We start from the raw sequence: 17,181 nt of genomic DNA, 5'->3' as shown, positions 1-17,181 counted from the left end.
CTCGACCTTCACAGGCGTATCAACTGTGGGCCCCCGCCACCACATCCCCCACACTCTATAGACATGGGACAGCGCCCTTCCGGTTGCATGATGCTTCTACTCGGCATCGCTTCATGAACGGGGCCCCCATCCCCGTCTCGATCCCGCAACCGGTTCCAAGCCCCCAACCGCGGTGTCACCGCAGCTCTTCATAATCCAGGGTTCAGGGTTCTACGGCGTTCGTCATGATCGCAAGATGCGAAACGCGGTGTTTACCGGTCATTCGCGCTAATTGGGGCGCCTGTTGGTCTCGTTTGCTGCCGTTGCGGTCACTCGTGTACGGATGTGGCCGAAGTGTTCTCGTATCGCCTCTTCCGCCCGAACCGCATCCCCGGAACGCACCGCGTCGAGGATCTCCCGGTGCTGCCGGCAGGTGACCTTCGGATCCTGGGGCAGCTCAACGAGGTCCGTGCGTACACGGTGAAAGGCGTCCCAGAACGCCTCCAGGACCTCGCTCAGGAGGAGGTTGCCGAGGCCGCGGTAGAGGGTGGCGTGAAAGGCGCGGTCGGTCTCGGCGAGACCGGTGCCGGCGGCGGCCTCCGCGTCCATGCGGTCGACCAGCGCGTCCAGTTCGGCGAGATCGTCCTCGGGGACACGTCCCGCGAGCCGGGAGATGAGGCCGGTCTCGACGGCCTCGCGCAACTCCAGGAGCTGAAGCAGGCTGTCCTCGCCGCGGTAGTGCCCGGCGACCGTGCGGAAGGCGAGGCCCTCGATCATCGGCGCCATCGACATCGGCCCTACGTAGGTCCCGAAGCCGTGGCGAATCTCGACGATGCCCATCGCCTGGAGCGCCTTCAGCGCCTCGCGCACCGAGTTCCGGCTGACGCCAAGGAGCTCCATCAGCTCGGGCTCGGTCGGCAGGGTCGCCCCCGAAGGCAGCCGACGGTCGATGATGAGCTTCTTGATCCGTTCCTGCAGGTCGCGCGCCATGGCGAGAGGGTATCGGGGGGCGGGGCGCCTGGGACCGGGCGTTCGCGGGTTGCCGCTCCCGACGTGTGCCGGGGGGAGCGAGCAGGCGCGTACATCGTTCGGACCGTCAACATGCGACGCGCGAGGACCGTTGAGAAACTGACGGTCGTGCAGAAGCGCGGACATTTCCACGTGGAGTTTGAGGGGTTTCGCATGGCTGCTCCGGCATTCGAGGAATTCGATCCCGCGAGTGACTGCGACTGCCCTGGATGTGTGCACTGGCGACGCGTCAGGCCGCATTCCCTGCCCAGTTCGTTCGGTGGGCACCCGGCCGCCCACCGGGCGCTCGTCCTTGCGGCCGTGGCGGGCACGGCGCTCGGTGCCGGGCAGACGGTGCCGGCCGTCGCCGCCACCGCCGCGCACGCACCGCTGCTCCCCGGCGTCGTCGCAGCTGAGGAGCCCGACACCCCGCAGGGCAGCAAGGCCCCGCTGCACGGGCCCGCGGGTGCCGCGGCAACGGCCAAGGCACCTCTGGCGACGCGGGCCGAGATCATCAACCGGGCGAAGAAATGGGTCGCCGCGAAGGTGCCGTACAACATAAGGGCGTACTGGTCCGACGGTTACCGGCAGGACTGCTCGGGCTTTGTCTCGATGGCCTGGAATCTGGGCGCGAACGAATGGACGGGCAGCCTCGCCCAGTACGGCGTCCGTATTTCCCGGAGCCAGCTCCAGCCCGGCGACATTCTGCTGTTCCACAATCCGGCGGACCCCCAGAAAGGCTCGCACGTCGTGATTTTCGGCGGCTGGACGGACTACACGCAGACCCATTACCTCGCGTACGAGGCGGTCCGCCCGCGCGCCCGCGGGCAGGCCACTCCGTTCGCCTACTGGAGCCAGTCGAACCGCTATGTGGCGTACCGCTACAAGGGGCTGCGGGCGGCGGGGACGGGCGGCGCGAGCCCCGGTGCCACCTCTCCGTCCGCGCGGGCCTACCCCGGCCGGGCCGCCTTCGGCCCCGGCGCGAACAACGCGTACGTCACCCAGCTGGGCCGGATGCTGGTCAAGCGGGGAGCCGGTCCCTACTACACCTCGGGGCCGGGCCCGCGCTGGACCGACGCGGACCGGCGGGCCACCCGGGCGTTCCAGCTGGCTCAGGGCTGGAGAGGGGCGGACGCCGACGGGCTGCCGGGGCCGACGACGTGGTCGTACCTGGTGAACGGGAAGGGCAAGGACATCAGGGCCGGGAGCGCCGGCAGCGCCGGGAAGCCCTTGCCTTCCGCTGGGGGCGTCGCCTCGCACGGCGTTCCCGGTTATCCGGGCCGGAGCCTGTTCCGTCCCGGGGCGAACAACGCGTACGTCACCCAACTCGGTCGGCAGCTCGTGAAGAAAGGTTTCAGCAAGTACTACACGAGCGGTCCCGGACCGCGCTGGGGCGAGGCCGACCGGCGCAACGTCGAGGCCTTCCAGCGCTCACAGGGCTGGCGGGGTGGGGCGGCGGACGGCTATCCGGGACCCGAGACCTGGCGGCGGCTCTTCTCCTGACGGTTGCCGGACGACTCGACCACGACTTACCGACGACTCACCGACTGCTGACCGGCGGCCTACTGGCGGCTGACCGGGCGGCTCACTGACTGCTGACCGGGCGGCTCACTGACGGGCCGAACGGCGGCTCACCGATGGCTGACCGGGCGGCTCACGGCCGGCCGGACCGCGGCTCACTGACTGCTGACCGGCGGCTCACCGAGGGCTGACCGGCGGCTGACCGGCGGCTTTCCCGACGGTTTTTCCTCACTGGTTCGCTCCGCGTGCTCTGCGCGGGCTCAAAAGGGTTCTTCCTAGTGCGGAGGTATGGAGGTACGGATGGGCACAACTACTTCGCAGTCCCAACGGTCCCAACAGTCCCAGCAGTCCCAACAGCCCGAACTGTACGACCAGTACGAACAGGGCGAGCAATCCCGGTATGGCGAGCAAGCCGGGCACGGCGAGCAAGCCGGCCCGGGCGGCCCGGTCGAGCAGGGCGGCCCGGTCGAGCAGAGCGGCAGGAACGAGCAGGGCGAGCAAGGTGGGCAAGGGCCTGAAGGGCCCCGGCCGTCCGACTGCTCTCCCGAGGCCGGCACCAGGGGCGCTCGGCTGATCCACAACGAGGTGACCATAGAGATTCCGGTTCACCAGTTGTTCCGGGACGAGCCCGAGCCCGTCTCCATGCCGGCGGGTGCCTCCGTGATCGGGCGGCGGCGCGGTACCGGCGAGCAGCCGCGGACGGCCTGGCGTACGCCGGTGACACCGCGGCCCGTGCCCGTCGTCGACCCCGACCTCGCTGAGTATCCGGCGCGTGTGCTGCCCGGAGCGGTCGGTGCGCTGGCCGGTGGCGCCGGGGTGGCCGGGTCTGCCGTGGCGGCCTGGTGGGCGGGTCTGGTGCCGCCGGAGGCCGTGCAAGCGATGGGGCTGCCCGTGCTCGCGGGTGCCGAGCCCGGTATCCCGCAGTTGGCATCGCTCGTCGGTGCCGCGGTGGTGGGGCTCTTCGGGTTCGCCGGGCTGTCGCGCGGGAGGACCGAACGCGGCTGGGTGCTCGACCTCTTCGGGCGCTACCGGGGCACGATTCGGCGTACCGGGCTCATGTGGGTGAACCCGTTCCTGATGCGCCGCCGGATCGATGTGCGGCTGCGGCACTGGCGCAGTGAGCCGATGGCCGCGGTCGATGCGAACGGGGTCTCTCTGCGCGTCGTCGTGCTCGTCGTGTGGCGGGTCGAGGACACCGCTCGTGCCGTGCTCGGGGTCGAGGACCACGAGCGGTACCTGCAGGAATGTGTGGAGGCAGGGCTCAGCCGGGTGCTCGGGCAGTTGCCGGCCGACATGGCCGGCGTGTCCGCGGCCAAGGACGTCGAGGCCGTCGGCGACGCGCTGACCCGGATCGTGGCGGCGGACGCCGCGGCGATCGGGCTGGAGGTGTTCTCGGCACAGCCGGCCCAGATCGAGTACGCCCCCGAGGTCGCGCCCGGGATCCAGCGCCGCCGCATCGCGGCGCTGGACGCCAAGTACCGCGACAGGTTCCTCAGCTCCGTCGTCGATTCCGTGGAGGACACGGTGACGCAGCTGACGACGCGCGGGCTCATCGAGCTCGACGAATTCGAGCGCAAGGCCCTGGTGAAGGACCTGACAGTGGCGTTCTATACAGGGCATGGAGATCGCTGACCGTCGCCCACTGACCAGGCTCGCCGCAGACGCCTGGAAGCTGACCGCCCACGTGCCGCGCGCCGTGGTGGGCCTCGCGGGCCCGCCCGGCGCGGGGAAGTCCACCCTCGCCCGCGCCCTGGTCGCGCACATCGGCGAACAGGCCGCTTATCTTCCGCTCGACGGGTTCCACCTCTCCAACCGCCAGTTGGAGAGGCTGGGCCTGACCTCCCGCAAGGGATCGGAGCCCAGCTTCGACGTACGGGGATACGTCGCGCTGCTGCGCCGGGTCCTGACGGACACCGACGCCGACATCTACGTACCGGACTACGACCGCACGATCGACGAGCCCGTCGCCGCACGGCACCTGGTGCCGCCGGGCGCCCGGCTGGTCGTCACCGAGGGGAACTACCTCGCCTGCGATCTGCCGGGCTGGCGGGACGCGTACGCGCTCATGGCGGAGTGCTGGTACGTGGAGGCGCCCGGGGACGTACGCCACACGCGGCTGGTGGAGCGGCAGTTGGCGGGCGGACGGACCGAGGAGGCGGCGCGGGACTGGGTCGCGACGAACGACGACCCGAACGGGGAGCTCGTGGAGAAGTCGCGGGAGCGCTGCCACCGGCTCGTCTCCACGGTGGGGGCGGACATCTCCCCGATTGGTATGGACATGTCCAACGGCCCGCAATAATCTGAAGCTTGGTCTAGACCTGAATCACAGGCTCACCGCATCGCGATGCGCACGCACAGCTCACGGAACTTCCCCACGTTCTCAGGAGCGGCAGCATGCGAAAGAAGACCAAGTGGTACGCGGCCGTGGTCGGCCTCGCCACCACGGGAGCGTTGGTGCTCTCCAGTGGCGGCGCCAGCGGCCACGGCTACACCGACCTCCCCATCAGCCGGCAGAAGCTCTGCCAGAACGGCACCGTGACCAACTGCGGCGCCATCCAGTGGGAGCCCCAGAGCGTCGAGGGCCCCAAGGGCTTCCCTTCGGCCGGACCCGCGGACGGCAGGATCTGTTCCGCGGGCCACAGCAACTTCGGCTCACTCGACCAGCCGAAGACCCCGTCCGGCGGCGCCTGGCCCACCACCAAGGTCACCGGCGGCCAGAGGTACACCTTCCGCTGGCAGTTCACGGCGCGGCACTCCACGACCGACTTCAGGTACTACGTCACCAAGAACGGCTGGAACCAGAACGCCCCGCTCACCCGGGCGGCCCTGAACACCACGCCGTTTCTGACCGTCCCCTACAGCGGTCAGCCGCCCGCGACGCTCTCGCACAGCGGCACCCTGCCGTCGGGCAAGAGCGGGCACCACGTCATCCTCGCGGTGTGGACGATCGCCGACACGGGCAACGCGTTCTACGCCTGCTCGGACGTCACGTTCTGAAGTCTTCGGGGCTGCGAGCTCTGAGCGTCCCTTGAGGATCTTCGGCACCCCGCGCGGGTAGGTTCCACGCACGCCGCCCTTCACGATCGGCGAGGTGGTGTGCGTGGAACCGAACGACGGGGGACGAGATGGAATTCTTCGTACTGTTCCTGCTGCTGGTGCCGACGCTGATCCTGGCCCTCGTGGTGTTCTCCATGGTCAAGATGATCGGCCGGACGCGGGAGGTCAGGCGGGCCTGGACCAGCGGTCTGACGGCCCAGGCGCGCTGTCTGCGGACGTACACGACGACCAGTGGTGGCGGCGGCAACACCTCTGTGACTACGAGGCTGCACCATGTGTACGAGTTCATGACGTGGGACGGCCGCGTCTTCCGCTTCGACGAGGTGAACGGGCCTTCCACCAGGGTCGAGGGCGATCTCGCCATCGTGTACTACACCGCCGAACACCCGGAGCGGGCGACGGCCCACGCCCCGAGCCACGGGAGGCTCTCCGTGGGCACGGGCCTGACGATGGGGTGCTTCGGTGTGATCATCGCCTTCTGCGTCGCCTTCATCGCCATCGGCCTCCTCGTTGTCGCGGCGCTCGCCTCCTGACTCGCTCCTCCTTACCCGCTCCTCCTGACCCGCTCCTCCTGGACCTCCCTATCTGACGCATCGTCAATTATGGTGCGCCCATGGGGTCCAAGAGGTGCACCGTCGCGGAACTCGTGCAGGAGCGGTGGGGTGATCACCGGCCGGGGCTGTGGTTCGAGGAGCGGGTGCTGAGCCACCACCAGGTGGCGGCGGGTGCGGCGGCGCGGGCGGCGGTGCTGGCCGACCTGCTGCCGCCCGGCGCGGAGCCGCACCTCGGTGTCCTGCTCGACAACACCCCTGAATACCCCCTGTGGTTGAGCGGCGCGGCTCTGGCCGGGGCCGCGGTCGCCGGCATCAACCCGACCCGGCGCGGCCCCGAACTGGCCCGCGACATCCTGCACACCGAATGCCGCGTCCTGGTCACCGAACGCGCCCATCTGCCCCTGCTCGACGGGCTCGAACTCCCGGGCGTACGGCTGCTGGTGACCGACACCAAGGCGTACGAGGAACTCCTCGCGCCGTACGAGGGCGCGAGGCCGGACCCCTCGAAGGCCACTCCCGGCAGCCGCCTCCTGCTGTACTTCACCTCCGGCTCGACCGGCGCGCCCAAGGCGGCGATCTGCTCGCAGGGGCGGCTCGCGGCGGCCGGGTGGTCGCTGGTGGAGCACTTCGGGGTGCGCGCGGACGACGTGCACTACGTCTGCATGCCGATGTTCCACGGCAACGCGGTGCTCGCGGACTGGGCTCCCGCGCTCGCGGCGGGCGCGGGCGTCGCGCTGCGGCGACGGTTCTCGGCCTCGGGGTTCCTGGGGGACGTACGGGCCTTCGGGGCCACGTACTTCACGTATGTGGGGCGGGCCGTGCAGTACATCCTGGCCACGCCCGCCCGCGCGGACGACCGCGACAACCCGCTGCGGATGGGCTTCGGGACGGAGGCGGGAGCGGTGGACGCGGCCGCGTTCGAGGAACGGTTCGGGGTGCGGCTGGTGGAGGGCTACGGGTCGTCCGAGGGCGGTGCCGCCATTCAGCGGACGCCCGGGACACCGGCGGGGGCGATCGGGCGGGCGGCACCCGGGAACGACCTCGCCGTCGTCGATCCGGTGAGCGGGGCGCAGTGCCCGCCGGCCGTCCTCGGGCCGGACGGACGGCTGCTGAACGGGCGGGACGCGATAGGTGAACTGGTGAACCGCGCGCCCAGTCCCTTCGAGGGCTATTGGCGCAACCCGGAGGCGGAGCGGGCGCGGCAGCGGGACGGCTGGTACTGGACCGGGGACCTCTTCTTCCGGGACGCCGAGGGGTTTCTGTACTTCGCGGGGCGGACGGACGACCGGCTGCGGGTCGACAGCGAGAACCTGGCCGCGGCGATGATCGAGAACATCCTCGCCCGGTACGGGGACGCCGCCGCTGTGGCGGTGTACGCGGTGCCGGACCCGGTGGCCGGTGATCAGGTGATGGCCGCGCTGGCGCTGCGGGACGGGGCCGTCTTCGATCCGGCGCGGTTCGAGGCGTTCCTGCCGGCGCAGGCCGATCTGGGGACGAAGATGGCGCCCCGGTTCGTACGGGTCGTCGCGCGCATGCCCGTCACGGCCACCAACAAGATCCACCGGGTCGGGCTGCGGCGGGAGGGGTTCCGGTGCACGGATCCGGTGTGGTGGCGGCCGCCCGGGGAGACCACGTACCGGCGGCTGGGCGCGGAGGATGTGGCGGGGCTGGAGGCCGAGTACCGGGCCCGGGGGCGGGAGGAGCTGCTGGCCAGGTAGCAGCGAGGCTCACCGCGGCGCAAGGGGTGTGGGTGGCGAAGCCCCCAAAGCGCGCGGCGGAGCCGCGCAGTAACGACGATGGCGGGGTACGTTCGCGCGTTGTGCGAACATACCCCGCCATCGTCATCGTGCGCCGCCAGGGACTCGAACCCCGGACCCGCTGATTAAGAGTCAGCTGCTCTAACCAACTGAGCTAGCGGCGCATGACTCCCGCCCCCCCGCTTCCGCGGGCGGCGACAGAGAAAATACTACCTGGTCCGAAGAGGTGCTCCGGACCACTGTCCGAGGGGCGCGGACGATCCGCCGTACACGCCCCCAGGACCCCTAGATCGCGAGGGACAGCAGTACGGGAGCGGCGCCCCGGTTCAGTGTGTCCGCCGCCGCCCGCAGACGGTGGGCGTGCGCGACGGGGAGGGAGAGGGCCAGGCAGCCCACGGCCGAGCCGGCCGTGATGGGGACCGCCGCGCACACCGTGCCGACCGCGTACTCCTGGAGGTCGAGCACCGGCACGCTGGGCGCCTGGGCGTCGAGCCGGGACAGGAGCAGCCGCTCGCTGGTGATGGTGCGCGAGGTGAGGCGGGCCATCTTGTGGCGGGAGAGGTGGTCGCGGCGGGCGTTCAGGTCGAGCTGGCCGAGCAGGCTCTTGCCGATCGCGCTGGCGTGGGCGGCGGAGCGGAAGTCCACCCACTCGTTCACGGCGGGCGTGCTTGGACTGGCGGCGCACTGGGTGATGTGGATCTCGCCGTCGACGTACCGGCTGATGTAGACGGCGGCGCCCACGGAGTCGCGCAGCCGCTCGAGGTTGTGCTGGAGCTGTTCGCGCAGGGCCCGGTCGCGGCCGTGCGTGGACGTCAGCCTGCTGAGCGCGGCCCCGGTGACGTACGCACCGTCGGCGGCCCGCTCGACGTACCCCTCCCGGTTCAGCATCCGCAGGAGCGTGGTCAGCCGCTCCGTGCCGAGGCCGGTCTGCCGGGCGAGTTCGGCGTCGGTGACGCCGGTGGTGTGCCGTGCCATGGCCTCCAGGACGCGGAGGGCGTCCTGGGCCGAGTGGTACGGCGCGGTCGGCTCGTGCATCAGCGCCACGGTTCCCCCTGCGCTTGTCGGCCCGCTTTTCCCCTCAGGGCAGCCCGGGCTACCGGGCTGCCTCCACGATAGACGCCAAGAGCCTTGGCGGGAGGGTCTGTTGACGAGACAAGTGGCGCGTCCCGGCTCTCTCAGCAGGAACGCGCCACTCTGGCATATGCCGCAGTCATGTCATAGCTGTCCGGCCTCGGGCGACTACGGGGAGTGAAGGAGGTCGGCCCTCCTTCGGCTCACGACCAAGGAAAAGGCCTCACAGGACCGCGCTGAGGAATTCCCGGGTCCGATCGTGCTCCGGATCGCCGAAGATCTTCTCCGGTGTACCGGACTCCAGTACCCGCCCCGAGTCGAACATCAGGACCTGGTCCGAGATGTCCCGGGCGAAGTTCATCTCGTGGGTCACACAGAGCATCGTGATGTCGGTGGTGTGCGCGATGTCGCGCAGCACGTCGAGGACCCCCGCGACCAGCTCCGGGTCGAGCGCGGACGTCACCTCGTCGAGCAGCAGCACCTGCGGGCGCATCGCCAGCGCGCGGGCGATCGCCACCCGCTGCTGCTGACCGCCGGACAGCTGCGTCGGATACGCGTCGGCCTTGTCGCCGAGCCCCACCATGTCCAGCAGCTCGCGCGCCCGCTGATCGGCCTCGTCCTTGGACAGTCCCAGGACGGTGACCGGCGCCTCGGTGATGTTGCGCAGCACCTTCATGTTCGGGAACAGGTTGAACTGCTGGAAGACCATCCCGATGTTCTTGCGGACTTCGCGGACGTGCTTCTCGCCGGCCGGGACCAGCTTGCCGTTCTTCTCCTCGTGGGTGAGGTAGTCGCCGTTGACCTTGATCGTGCCTTCGTCGGCCTTGAGCAGGGTCATCAGCAGACGCAGGATCGTCGTCTTGCCGGAGCCGGACGGGCCGATCAGCGTCACGTGCTTGCCGGAGGCGACCGAGAAGTCCAGCTCGTCGAGGACGACGTTGCTGCCGAAGCGCTTGGTGACCTTGTCGAACCGGATCAGCTCGCTGCCGTCCACCGGTGGGTTCTCGTTGCCGTCATGGTCGTTCTGCAGAGGGGTGTCAGCGGACAAGACGTCGCTCCAGGGCTCGGATCAGGAGGGAAGCGGGGTAGGCGATGACGATGAAGGCCACACCCACGACGGTGAGCGCCTCCGTGGTGAAGGTCTCGTTGCTGAAGGCCTGGGCCTCGCCGAGCATGTCGAGGGCACCGATGGTCGCGATCATCGGGGAGTCCTTGAGCATGGCGACGACGTAGTTGCCCAGCGGCGGGACAACACGGCGGATCGCCTGCGGAAGGATCACCGCACGCCACGTACGGCCCTTGGACAGGCTCAGCGCCGTGGCCGCCTCCCACTGGCCGACGGGGACGCCGTCGATGCCCGCACGGTAGACCTCAGCGGTGTAGGTGGAGTAGTGCAGTCCGAGGCCGATGATGCCGGTGGTGAGCGGCGACATCGACGGGCCGAAGTTGGGCACCACGTAGAAGAGGAAGAACAGCTGCACCAGCAGCGGGGTGTTGCGGATGAACTCCGTGACGGCGACGACCGGCCAGCGCACCCAGACCTGCGAGGACCGCTGCGCCAGCGCCCACACCAGGCCCAGGGCGAAGGCGATCAGCGTGCCGATGGCCAGGGCCTGGAGCGTGACGAACACGCCGTCCCAGAACCGCGGCATGAAGTCGTCCACGACTTGCCAGTCCCAGCTCATCACATACCTCCTGCGGACTGCGAGCCGGCCTGCAGACTCTCGCCACGGGAGCTGAGCCTGCTGGTGATCCCACCCGTCTTCTGCGGTCGCTGCCCGACTCCGGCCTTCGCCCTGCGCTCCACCAGCCGCATGCCGCGGGTGATGAGGAAGGCGAGAACGAAGTAGAGGACCAGCAGCAGGGTGAAGACCGGGGTGGTCTCGTTGGTGCCCAGCCGGAGCAGATTGCCGGCGAAGGTCATGTCGGCCACCGTGATGACGGAGACCAGGGCGGTGCCCTTCAGCAACTCGATCAGGAGGTTGTTGAACGGCGGCACCATCTCGGGCCATGCCTGGGGCAGTTCGATCAGGCGGAGCCGCTGCCAGCGGGTGAAGTTGAGCGCGATGCCCGCTTCCTTCTGCGCCGGGGCGACGGCGGCCAGCGAACCGCGCACGATCTCGGAACCGTAGGCGCCGTAGGTGAGACCGAGCGCGCTGACGCCGGCCCACATGGGCACCAACTGCCAGCCGAAGAACGGCAGTGCGAAGAACATCCAGAACATCAGCACCAGGGCCGACATCCCGCGGAAGATCTCGAAATACACACCGGCGAGGAAACGGACGATCCAGAGCTGCGAGGTGCGTGCGAGACCGATGCCGAACGCGATGGCCGCGCCGAGGGCCGCGGCGTACACCGTCACCTGGATGGTGACCCATATACCCGGCAGGAACCAGGTGGTGAAGAACTCCGAGCTCATCATCCGGCGCACAGCTCCTTCGCGGTGAGGTCGGTCATCTCGGTCATGCCGAAACCGAAGGGGCTGACGATCTTGAGGAGCTCCTTGTAGTTGTTCTCCTTGAGCTTCAGCAGTTCCTTGTTGAACTCGTCACGGAAGTTCTGCTCGGACAGCCGGAAGGCGAACCCGCCCGCGCCATAGGCGGGCTTTCCGTCCATCTTGGGCTGGAAGGGCTCGGTCGCCGAGGCGCGGTTGGATCCCTGCACCGCGTCCTTGACCGTGATGCGGGTCCCGGCGAAGGCGTCGACCCGGCCCTGGGCCACGGCGTCGAGGCCGGCCACCTGGTCGGGAAGGATCAGGACGTTGCTGATGCCGGCGGCCTTGGCATAGTCGATCTGGGCGTAGGCCTTGCCGGAGGCGAGTTTGAGGCCCTTCTTCTTGACGTCCTCGTACGTCTTGATGCCGTGCGGATTCCCCTTCTTGACGATGAAGGCGTCCAGCATCAGGTAGTCCGGGTCGGAGAAGAGCACCTGCGCGCATCGGTCCGGATTGATGTACATCCCGGCGGACACCACATCGAACTGCCGGGCCTTCAGGCCGGGAATGAGTGCCCCGAAGTCCACCGGCACCGGCAGGACCTCGTCGATGCCGAGCCTCTTGAAGATCACCTCGGCGATCGCGGGTGCTTCGCCGGTGGCCTGTCCGTCGTCTCCGACGTAACCGAAGGGCGGCTCGCTGGCTATGCCGATTTTCACGGATCCCTGGTCCCGCAGGGTGTCCAGCAGGCTGCCTCCGAGCACCTTTCCTTCTTCGGGGACGCGGCTGCAGCCGGCCACTCCGAGACTGCCCGCCGCGCCCAGCGACACCGCTCCGGCGAGCAGCGAGCGGCGACTGAGACCTCTGGGTCCGTTGTCGGTTCCTGATCGGTTTGCGTGTGGTCGAGCCATGGGCGCGCGGCTACCCGACTTCATGCGAGTTATGCGGATCACTTTTGGCCCCGGTCGCTACCGAGGCACCCTTGACCGGGGGTGGACCATGGGTCCATGGCAGACCGCTACATCGAAGTCTCCCTGGTCAAGCGGGGAGTCCACTGCACGGCAAAGCTCCTCGACGACCGCGCCCCGATCACCTGTGAGGCGGTGTGGAACGCGCTCCCGCTCGGCAGCGACGTCTACCACGCCAAGTACGCCCGCAACGAGATCTACACCCTCCTGCCCGCCTTCGCCCCCGCCGAGCCACCCCTGGAAAACCCGACCGTCACCCCCATCCCCGGCGACCTCTGTTACTTCTCCTTCTCCGGCACCCAACTGGGCACGCAGTCCTACGGCTACTCCGACACCTCCGGTGTCCAGGCCGGCACCCCGGTGATCGACCTGGCACTGTTCTACGAACGCAACAACCTCCTCCTCAACGGCGATGTGGGCTGGGTGCCCGGCATCGTGTGGGGGCAGGTGGTGGAGGGCCTGGAAGCGATGGCGGAGGCGTGCAACGACCTGTGGCGCGCCGGGGCTCTCGGCGAGACGCTGAGCTTCCGGAAGTCCTAGGCGACAGGGCCTCCTAGCCCACCGCGGTGGGGTACGGCGGGGGAGCCACACCGGCCACCCCCGCCTCGTACAGCGCGTGAGCCGCCCGCAGAACGAGGTCGTCCCGGTGGCGTGCCGCCACGATCTGCAGCCCCACCGGGAGGCCGGCCTCGTCCACGCCCACCGGCACCGAGGCCGCGGGCTGCTGGGTCATGTTGAACGGGTACGTGAACGGGGTCCAGCCGGTCCAGCGGTGATGGCCGGAGCCGCGCGGGACCTCCGCGCCCGCCTCGAAGGCCGTCAGCGGGAGCGTCGGGGTCACCAGCAGGTCGTACGTTTCGTGGAAGTGCCCCATACGGCGGCCGAGCTCCATGCGGACGTCGACGGCGGCGAGGTAGTCGAGGGCCGAGTACCGCGCCCCCAGTGCGCAGATCTCCCGCAGCCCGGGGTCGAGCAGCTCCCGCTGGTGGGGGCCGAGGGGCTGGGTCACCCGGGCGGCGCCGCTGAACCACAGGGTGTGGAAGGCCTCCACGGGGTCGGCGAAGTCCGGGTCGGTCTCCTCGACGTACGCACCGAGGGACGCGAGGCCCTCCACCGCGTGGCGTACGGCCGCCGCGACGGCGGGCCGCACCGCTACCTGCCCGCCGAGGGACGGCGAGTACGCGATCCGCAGGCCCCGCACACCGTCGTCCAGCACGTCCGTGAACGAGCCGGCCGCCGGACCGAGCCCGGACCAGTCGCGGGCGTCCGGGCCGCTGATCACGTCCAGGGTGAGAGCCGCGTCGGCGGCGTCGCGCGTCATCGGCCCGACGTGCGCGAGCGTCCCGAAGGCGCTCGCGGGATACAGCGGCACGCGCCCGTACGTCGGCTTCAGCGCGAAGATCCCGCAGAAGGCGGCGGGGATACGGACACTGCCGCCGCCGTCCGTGCCGAGGGCCAGCGGCCCCGCGCCCAGCGCCACGGCCGCCGCCGCGCCACCGCTCGACCCGCCCGACGTACGCGACACGTCGTACGGATTGCGGGTGATCCCGGCCTGCGGTGAGTCCGTGACGCCCTTCCACCCGAACTCGGGCGTCGTGGTCTTGCCCAGGAAGACGGCGCCGTGCTCGCGCAGCCGGGCCACGGAGGGCGCGTCCTCGTCCCAGCGCCCCTCCGCGCGCACCGTCCTGGAGCCCTTCAGGGTCGGACCACCCCGCATCAGCAGGATGTCCTTCACCGTGACCGGCACCCCGTCCACGAGCCCGGCCGGCTCGCCCCGCCGCCACCGCTCGGCGGATTCACTCGCCTGGGTGAGTGCCTCGTCAATATCGAGGCGCACGAAAGCATTCACGGAAGGCTGGACCTCCTCGGCCCTCCGTAGCGCGGCTCGTGTCACCTCTTCGGGGCTGAATTCGCCCTTGCGGTAGCCCTCGACGAGTTGTACCGCGGTCAGCTCGGTGAAGTCGGTCATCCGCCCTCCAGGAAGTTCGCTGCCCCGGGAGTACCAGGGAGGTTCAGTGCCCAGGTACGTACCCACGCTGCTTGTCGACCACGTTCGGAAGGGGCTCGCCCGCCTCCCAGCGCTCGTACAACTCCACGAACTGTGTACCCAGTTCGTCCCGCCAGCCGACGGTGTCCCCGCTCATGTGCGGTGACACGATCAAGCCCGGGACCTCCCACAACGGGCTTTCGGGGCCGAGGGGCTCGTGCTCGAAGACATCGAGCGCCGCCCCTGCGATCCCGTGCGTCGACAGGGCCCGCGCGAGCGCGTCCTCGACGACGAGCTGCCCGCGCCCGACGTTGACGAAGCGGGCGGACGGCTGCATGACGCCGAAGCGCCGCGCGTCGAACATCCCGTGGGTCTCCTCCGTGAGCGGCGCAGCCGACACCACCCAGTCCGCGCGGGCGATCAGCCGGTCGAGCTCCTCGGGGCCGTGGACACCGGCGCGCGGGGTGCGACCCACCAGTGCCGTGGTGATGCCGAGGGCCTCCAGCGTCGTCACGATCGCCCGCCCGATCGGCCCCGAACCCACCACGCACGCACGCGTGCCCGCGACCCGCTGCGACTCACGGTGCCGCCACTCCCGCGCCCGCTGAAGGTCCCACGTACGCGGGAGGTCCTTGGCCATCGCGAGGACGAGCGCGGCCACGTACTCGGCGATCGGCTGGTCGAAGACACCACGCGCGTTCGTCACCACCGTGTCGGACGCGGCGAGCTCCGGGCACATCAGGTGGTCCACGCCCGCGCTCGCCGTGTGCACCCAGCGGGGCCGCGGCCCTTCGCCGGGCCAGGCACGGCGTACCGCGTGCGAGGCGAAGTCCCAGACCAGCAGGACGTCCGCCGAGGGCAGGAGCGAGGCCAGTGTCGACTCGTTCGCGTGCTCGACCCGGACCCGCCCGGTGAGCCGGCCGAGCCGGGGGAGGGGCTCGGCGTCCAGCACCAGCAGAGTCGTCCTGTTTTCAGCCATCTGTGAGGGTGTGGGGGTGGTCATCGGGGAGAAACCATTTCGCAATGAGGATCCGCTTCTCTGGAGTCGGGGCACAGTTGCGGGAAATTGAAATCAGCCGTCTGAGATGCGCGGATTGACCACGCTCGCACCCGAACCTACCTTCGTCAACATGGGCCTGAAAGCGGTCCATACCCTGTCCCGACGTCCCGGCATGCGCCGGCTTGTGTCCCCCGGCCCACGGGCCGGTCTCCACCGCACAAATTCTTGAGTTTGGGGCCTGCTCATGGACGTCTCCTTCCTTGGTGGACCGCACCCTCAAAGGGGTGTGGGTGTCGTCGCGCCCTTCGACTTCGCCCTCGATCGCGAACTGTGGCGCTGGGTTCCGGACGGGGTGTCGCTGCACCTGACCCGCACCCCTTTTGTGCCCGTCGAGGTCAGCCTCGACCTCGCGCGGCTGGTCAGTGAGCACGAGACACTCGGCGAGGCGGTGCGCGCGCTGAACGCGGTCGAGCCCGAGATCGTCGCGTACGCCTGTACGTCGGGCAGCTTCGTCGGCGGCATCGCGGGCGAGCGCGCGATGTGCGAGGCGATGACCCGCGCGGGCGCGGTGCCGTCGTTGACCACCTCCGGCGCCCTGCTCTCGGCGCTCCGGGAAGTGGGCGCCAGCCGCATCGCCCTGGTCACGCCCTACACGGTCTCCGTGACCCAGTCCCTGGAGGACTACCTCGCCGAGGCGGGCGTCGAGGTCACCGGGCGTGCCTTCATGGGCCTGACCCGGCACATCTGGAAGGTCCCGTACCGGGACGTGGTCGACATGGCCCGCGGCGCGGTACGCGGAGCCGCGGACGCGCTCTTCATCAGCTGCACCAACCTCCCCACGTACGACGTGATCCCACAGCTGGAGGCGGAACTGCGCATCCCGGTGCTCTCGGCCAACCAGGTGACGATGTGGGCTGCCCTGCGCCATCTGGGTACGCGGGCGGTGGGGTCCTATCAGGCGCTGATAGACCAGACGGCGCGGCAGGACCCCGTACTGCCGGAAGAACAGGAAGGTTGGGCATGACGGCTCTCGGATTCCTCTACCCGGGCCACTCGGCCGAGGACGACTATCCGCGCATCGAGCAGCTCCTGGGCAGCGACATCCGCCTCCCGCTGGTGCACACGGACATCGGCGAGGACGCCCACCGCGTCGACGCCCTCCTGGAGATGGGCTCGGTGGACCGGCTGGCCGCCGGGGTCGAGGAGCTGCGCCTGTCCGGGGCCGAGGCGGTGGTCTGGGCGTGCACCAGCGCCAGCTTCGTGTACGGCTGGCAGGGCGCCCACGAACAGGTGCGCTCCCTGGCCCTGGCGGCGGGGCTGCCGGCCTCCTCCACGTCCTTCGCCTTCGCCCACGCCGCGCGGGAGATCGGCGCCGAGCGGGTCGCTGTCGCGGCGACGTATCCGGAGGACGTGGCCTCGTTGTTCGTCGCGTTCCTGAAGGACGCGGGGCTGGAGGTGGTCTCCATGCGCGGCAGCGGCATCATCACCGCCGCGGAGGTCGGGACGTGGGGCGAGGACGAGGTGCTCGCGCTCGCCCGGGAGGGGGACCATCCCGACGCGGACGCGGTGCTGCTTCCCGACACCGCGCTCCATACGGCGTCCCACATCCCGGCGCTGGAGAAGGCCCTGTCCAAGCCGGTCCTCACCGCCAACCAGGTGACGGTCTGGGAGGCGCTGCGGCTGGCTGACCGCCGGGTGAACGCGCCACAGCTGGGGGCGCTGTTCACGAAGGAGCCGATCGTTCAGGTGTGAGGGCCCGGGGGGTTTTTCGCCCCCGCCGCCCCTACCCATTCCCGTCCCCTGGGGCTCCGCCCCAGACCCCGCCAGGGGGCTCTGCCCCCTGGA

Annotated in this window: 17 protein-coding genes and 1 tRNA gene; 9 read left to right on the top strand and 9 right to left on the bottom strand. The window is 69.9% G+C overall.

Annotation, left to right across the window (positions count from 1 at the left end; translation table 11 throughout):
• Positions 1 to 267 precede the first annotated feature (267 nt).
• Positions 268 to 969: a FadR/GntR family transcriptional regulator gene (locus FGD71_RS31100; protein WP_119103884.1), complete on the bottom strand. Its 702-nt coding sequence runs from the start codon at positions 967 to 969 to the stop codon at positions 268 to 270.
• 192 nt (positions 970 to 1,161) lie between these two features.
• Here FGD71_RS31100 and FGD71_RS31095 point away from each other — a divergent pair, with 192 nt between their 5' ends.
• The 6 genes from FGD71_RS31095 to FGD71_RS31070 all read left to right on the top strand — a co-directional run bounded on the left by FGD71_RS31095 (position 1,162) and on the right by FGD71_RS31070 (position 7,837).
• A complete protein-coding gene (locus FGD71_RS31095; RefSeq protein ID WP_119103883.1) occupies positions 1,162 to 2,490 on the top strand; it encodes a peptidoglycan-binding protein in 1,329 nt (442 codons plus the stop codon).
• 318 nt (positions 2,491 to 2,808) lie between these two features.
• Positions 2,809 to 4,140, top strand: coding sequence for an SPFH domain-containing protein (locus FGD71_RS31090; RefSeq protein ID WP_205571155.1), 1,332 nt, complete (start codon positions 2,809 to 2,811; stop codon positions 4,138 to 4,140).
• Positions 4,127 to 4,807 (top strand): nucleoside/nucleotide kinase family protein, encoded by a 681-nt coding sequence (locus tag FGD71_RS31085; protein ID WP_119103882.1) that lies wholly within the window; start codon positions 4,127 to 4,129, stop codon positions 4,805 to 4,807. The genes FGD71_RS31090 and FGD71_RS31085 overlap by 14 nt, the downstream gene beginning before the upstream one ends.
• 95 nt (positions 4,808 to 4,902) lie before the next feature.
• On the top strand, positions 4,903 to 5,505 hold the full coding sequence (locus FGD71_RS31080; RefSeq protein ID WP_119103881.1) for a lytic polysaccharide monooxygenase auxiliary activity family 9 protein: 603 nt from the start codon (positions 4,903 to 4,905) through the stop codon (positions 5,503 to 5,505).
• A gap of 128 nt (positions 5,506 to 5,633) precedes the next feature.
• Complete coding sequence (locus FGD71_RS31075; protein ID WP_119103880.1) at positions 5,634 to 6,098, top strand: DUF3592 domain-containing protein; 465 nt, start codon at positions 5,634 to 5,636, stop codon at positions 6,096 to 6,098.
• A gap of 80 nt (positions 6,099 to 6,178) precedes the next feature.
• Positions 6,179 to 7,837 carry an AMP-binding protein gene (locus FGD71_RS31070; RefSeq protein WP_119103879.1) on the top strand — a complete coding sequence of 553 codons (1,659 nt, stop codon included), beginning with the start codon at positions 6,179 to 6,181 and terminating at the stop codon, positions 7,835 to 7,837.
• A gap of 129 nt (positions 7,838 to 7,966) precedes the next feature.
• On the opposite strand, the gene FGD71_RS31065 is transcribed toward FGD71_RS31070, so the two are convergent.
• The 6 genes from FGD71_RS31065 to ehuB form a co-directional block, all read right to left on the bottom strand.
• Positions 7,967 to 8,040: transfer RNA gene (locus FGD71_RS31065), tRNA-Lys, on the bottom strand.
• Between the two features lie 121 nt (positions 8,041 to 8,161).
• The gene (locus FGD71_RS31060) at positions 8,162 to 8,920 is read right to left on the bottom strand and encodes an IclR family transcriptional regulator (RefSeq protein WP_119103878.1); all 759 of its coding nucleotides are present in this window, start codon (positions 8,918 to 8,920) and stop codon (positions 8,162 to 8,164) included.
• 250 nt (positions 8,921 to 9,170) lie between these two features.
• Positions 9,171 to 9,995, bottom strand: a complete 825-nt coding sequence (gene ehuA, locus FGD71_RS31055; protein WP_420878366.1) for an ectoine/hydroxyectoine ABC transporter ATP-binding protein EhuA — start codon at positions 9,993 to 9,995, stop codon at positions 9,171 to 9,173.
• A complete protein-coding gene (gene ehuD / locus FGD71_RS31050) occupies positions 9,985 to 10,632 on the bottom strand; it encodes an ectoine/hydroxyectoine ABC transporter permease subunit EhuD (protein ID WP_119103877.1) in 648 nt (215 codons plus the stop codon). The genes ehuA and ehuD overlap by 11 nt, the downstream gene beginning before the upstream one ends.
• On the bottom strand, positions 10,632 to 11,369 hold the full coding sequence (gene ehuC, locus FGD71_RS31045; protein WP_119103876.1) for an ectoine/hydroxyectoine ABC transporter permease subunit EhuC: 738 nt from the start codon (positions 11,367 to 11,369) through the stop codon (positions 10,632 to 10,634). The genes ehuD and ehuC overlap by 1 nt, the downstream gene beginning before the upstream one ends.
• Entirely contained in the window at positions 11,366 to 12,292 is a 927-nt protein-coding gene (ehuB, locus tag FGD71_RS31040; RefSeq protein WP_162931273.1) for an ectoine/hydroxyectoine ABC transporter substrate-binding protein EhuB, read from the bottom strand. The genes ehuC and ehuB overlap by 4 nt, the downstream gene beginning before the upstream one ends.
• 96 nt (positions 12,293 to 12,388) lie before the next feature.
• Here ehuB and FGD71_RS31035 point away from each other — a divergent pair, with 96 nt between their 5' ends.
• Positions 12,389 to 12,889 carry a DUF3830 family protein gene (locus FGD71_RS31035; RefSeq protein WP_119103874.1) on the top strand — a complete coding sequence of 167 codons (501 nt, stop codon included), beginning with the start codon at positions 12,389 to 12,391 and terminating at the stop codon, positions 12,887 to 12,889.
• Between the two features lie 13 nt (positions 12,890 to 12,902).
• Here FGD71_RS31035 and FGD71_RS31030 read toward each other — a convergent pair whose 3' ends face one another.
• Together FGD71_RS31030 and FGD71_RS31025 are read right to left on the bottom strand one after the other, a co-directional pair.
• On the bottom strand, positions 12,903 to 14,318 hold the full coding sequence (locus tag FGD71_RS31030; protein ID WP_119103873.1) for an amidase: 1,416 nt from the start codon (positions 14,316 to 14,318) through the stop codon (positions 12,903 to 12,905).
• Between the two features lie 43 nt (positions 14,319 to 14,361).
• Positions 14,362 to 15,315 (bottom strand): D-2-hydroxyacid dehydrogenase, encoded by a 954-nt coding sequence (locus FGD71_RS31025; RefSeq protein WP_240436853.1) that lies wholly within the window; start codon positions 15,313 to 15,315, stop codon positions 14,362 to 14,364.
• Between the two features lie 265 nt (positions 15,316 to 15,580).
• Between FGD71_RS31025 and FGD71_RS31020 the strand changes: the two genes are divergently transcribed.
• The gene (locus FGD71_RS31020; protein WP_119103871.1) at positions 15,581 to 16,360 is read left to right on the top strand and encodes a maleate cis-trans isomerase family protein; all 780 of its coding nucleotides are present in this window, start codon (positions 15,581 to 15,583) and stop codon (positions 16,358 to 16,360) included.
• Positions 16,357 to 17,088, top strand: coding sequence for a maleate cis-trans isomerase family protein (locus FGD71_RS31015; protein ID WP_119103870.1), 732 nt, complete (start codon positions 16,357 to 16,359; stop codon positions 17,086 to 17,088). Before FGD71_RS31020 ends, FGD71_RS31015 begins: the two co-directional genes overlap by 4 nt.
• The last annotated feature ends 93 nt before the right edge of the window (positions 17,089 to 17,181 follow it).

The organism is Streptomyces sporangiiformans, from assembly GCF_005768555.2.
GTDB lineage: Bacteria > Actinomycetota > Actinomycetes > Streptomycetales > Streptomycetaceae > Streptomyces > Streptomyces sporangiiformans.
The sequence above is the reverse complement of the archived record's forward strand: the minus strand, read 5'-3'. Positions and strand labels throughout refer to the sequence as shown.

What these genes read in the sequence shown, in the direction of transcription:
- FGD71_RS31100 (WP_119103884.1), bottom strand. Translation starts at nt 969, where the DNA reads ATGGCGCGCGACCTGCAGGAACGGATCAAGAAGCTCATCATCGACCGT.
- FGD71_RS31095 (WP_119103883.1), top strand. Translation starts at nt 1,162, where the DNA reads ATGGCTGCTCCGGCATTCGAGGAATTCGATCCCGCGAGTGACTGCGAC.
- FGD71_RS31090 (WP_205571155.1), top strand. Translation starts at nt 2,809, where the DNA reads ATGGGCACAACTACTTCGCAGTCCCAACGGTCCCAACAGTCCCAGCAG.
- FGD71_RS31085 (WP_119103882.1), top strand. Translation starts at nt 4,127, where the DNA reads ATGGAGATCGCTGACCGTCGCCCACTGACCAGGCTCGCCGCAGACGCC.
- FGD71_RS31080 (WP_119103881.1), top strand. Translation starts at nt 4,903, where the DNA reads ATGCGAAAGAAGACCAAGTGGTACGCGGCCGTGGTCGGCCTCGCCACC.
- FGD71_RS31075 (WP_119103880.1), top strand. Translation starts at nt 5,634, where the DNA reads ATGGAATTCTTCGTACTGTTCCTGCTGCTGGTGCCGACGCTGATCCTG.
- FGD71_RS31070 (WP_119103879.1), top strand. Translation starts at nt 6,179, where the DNA reads ATGGGGTCCAAGAGGTGCACCGTCGCGGAACTCGTGCAGGAGCGGTGG.
- ehuD (WP_119103877.1), bottom strand. Translation starts at nt 10,632, where the DNA reads ATGAGCTGGGACTGGCAAGTCGTGGACGACTTCATGCCGCGGTTCTGG.
- ehuC (WP_119103876.1), bottom strand. Translation starts at nt 11,369, where the DNA reads ATGATGAGCTCGGAGTTCTTCACCACCTGGTTCCTGCCGGGTATATGG.
- ehuB (WP_162931273.1), bottom strand. Translation starts at nt 12,292, where the DNA reads ATGGCTCGACCACACGCAAACCGATCAGGAACCGACAACGGACCCAGA.
- FGD71_RS31035 (WP_119103874.1), top strand. Translation starts at nt 12,389, where the DNA reads ATGGCAGACCGCTACATCGAAGTCTCCCTGGTCAAGCGGGGAGTCCAC.
- FGD71_RS31030 (WP_119103873.1), bottom strand. Translation starts at nt 14,318, where the DNA reads ATGACCGACTTCACCGAGCTGACCGCGGTACAACTCGTCGAGGGCTAC.
- FGD71_RS31025 (WP_240436853.1), bottom strand. Translation starts at nt 15,315, where the DNA reads ATGGCTGAAAACAGGACGACTCTGCTGGTGCTGGACGCCGAGCCCCTC.
- FGD71_RS31020 (WP_119103871.1), top strand. Translation starts at nt 15,581, where the DNA reads ATGGACGTCTCCTTCCTTGGTGGACCGCACCCTCAAAGGGGTGTGGGT.
- FGD71_RS31015 (WP_119103870.1), top strand. Translation starts at nt 16,357, where the DNA reads ATGACGGCTCTCGGATTCCTCTACCCGGGCCACTCGGCCGAGGACGAC.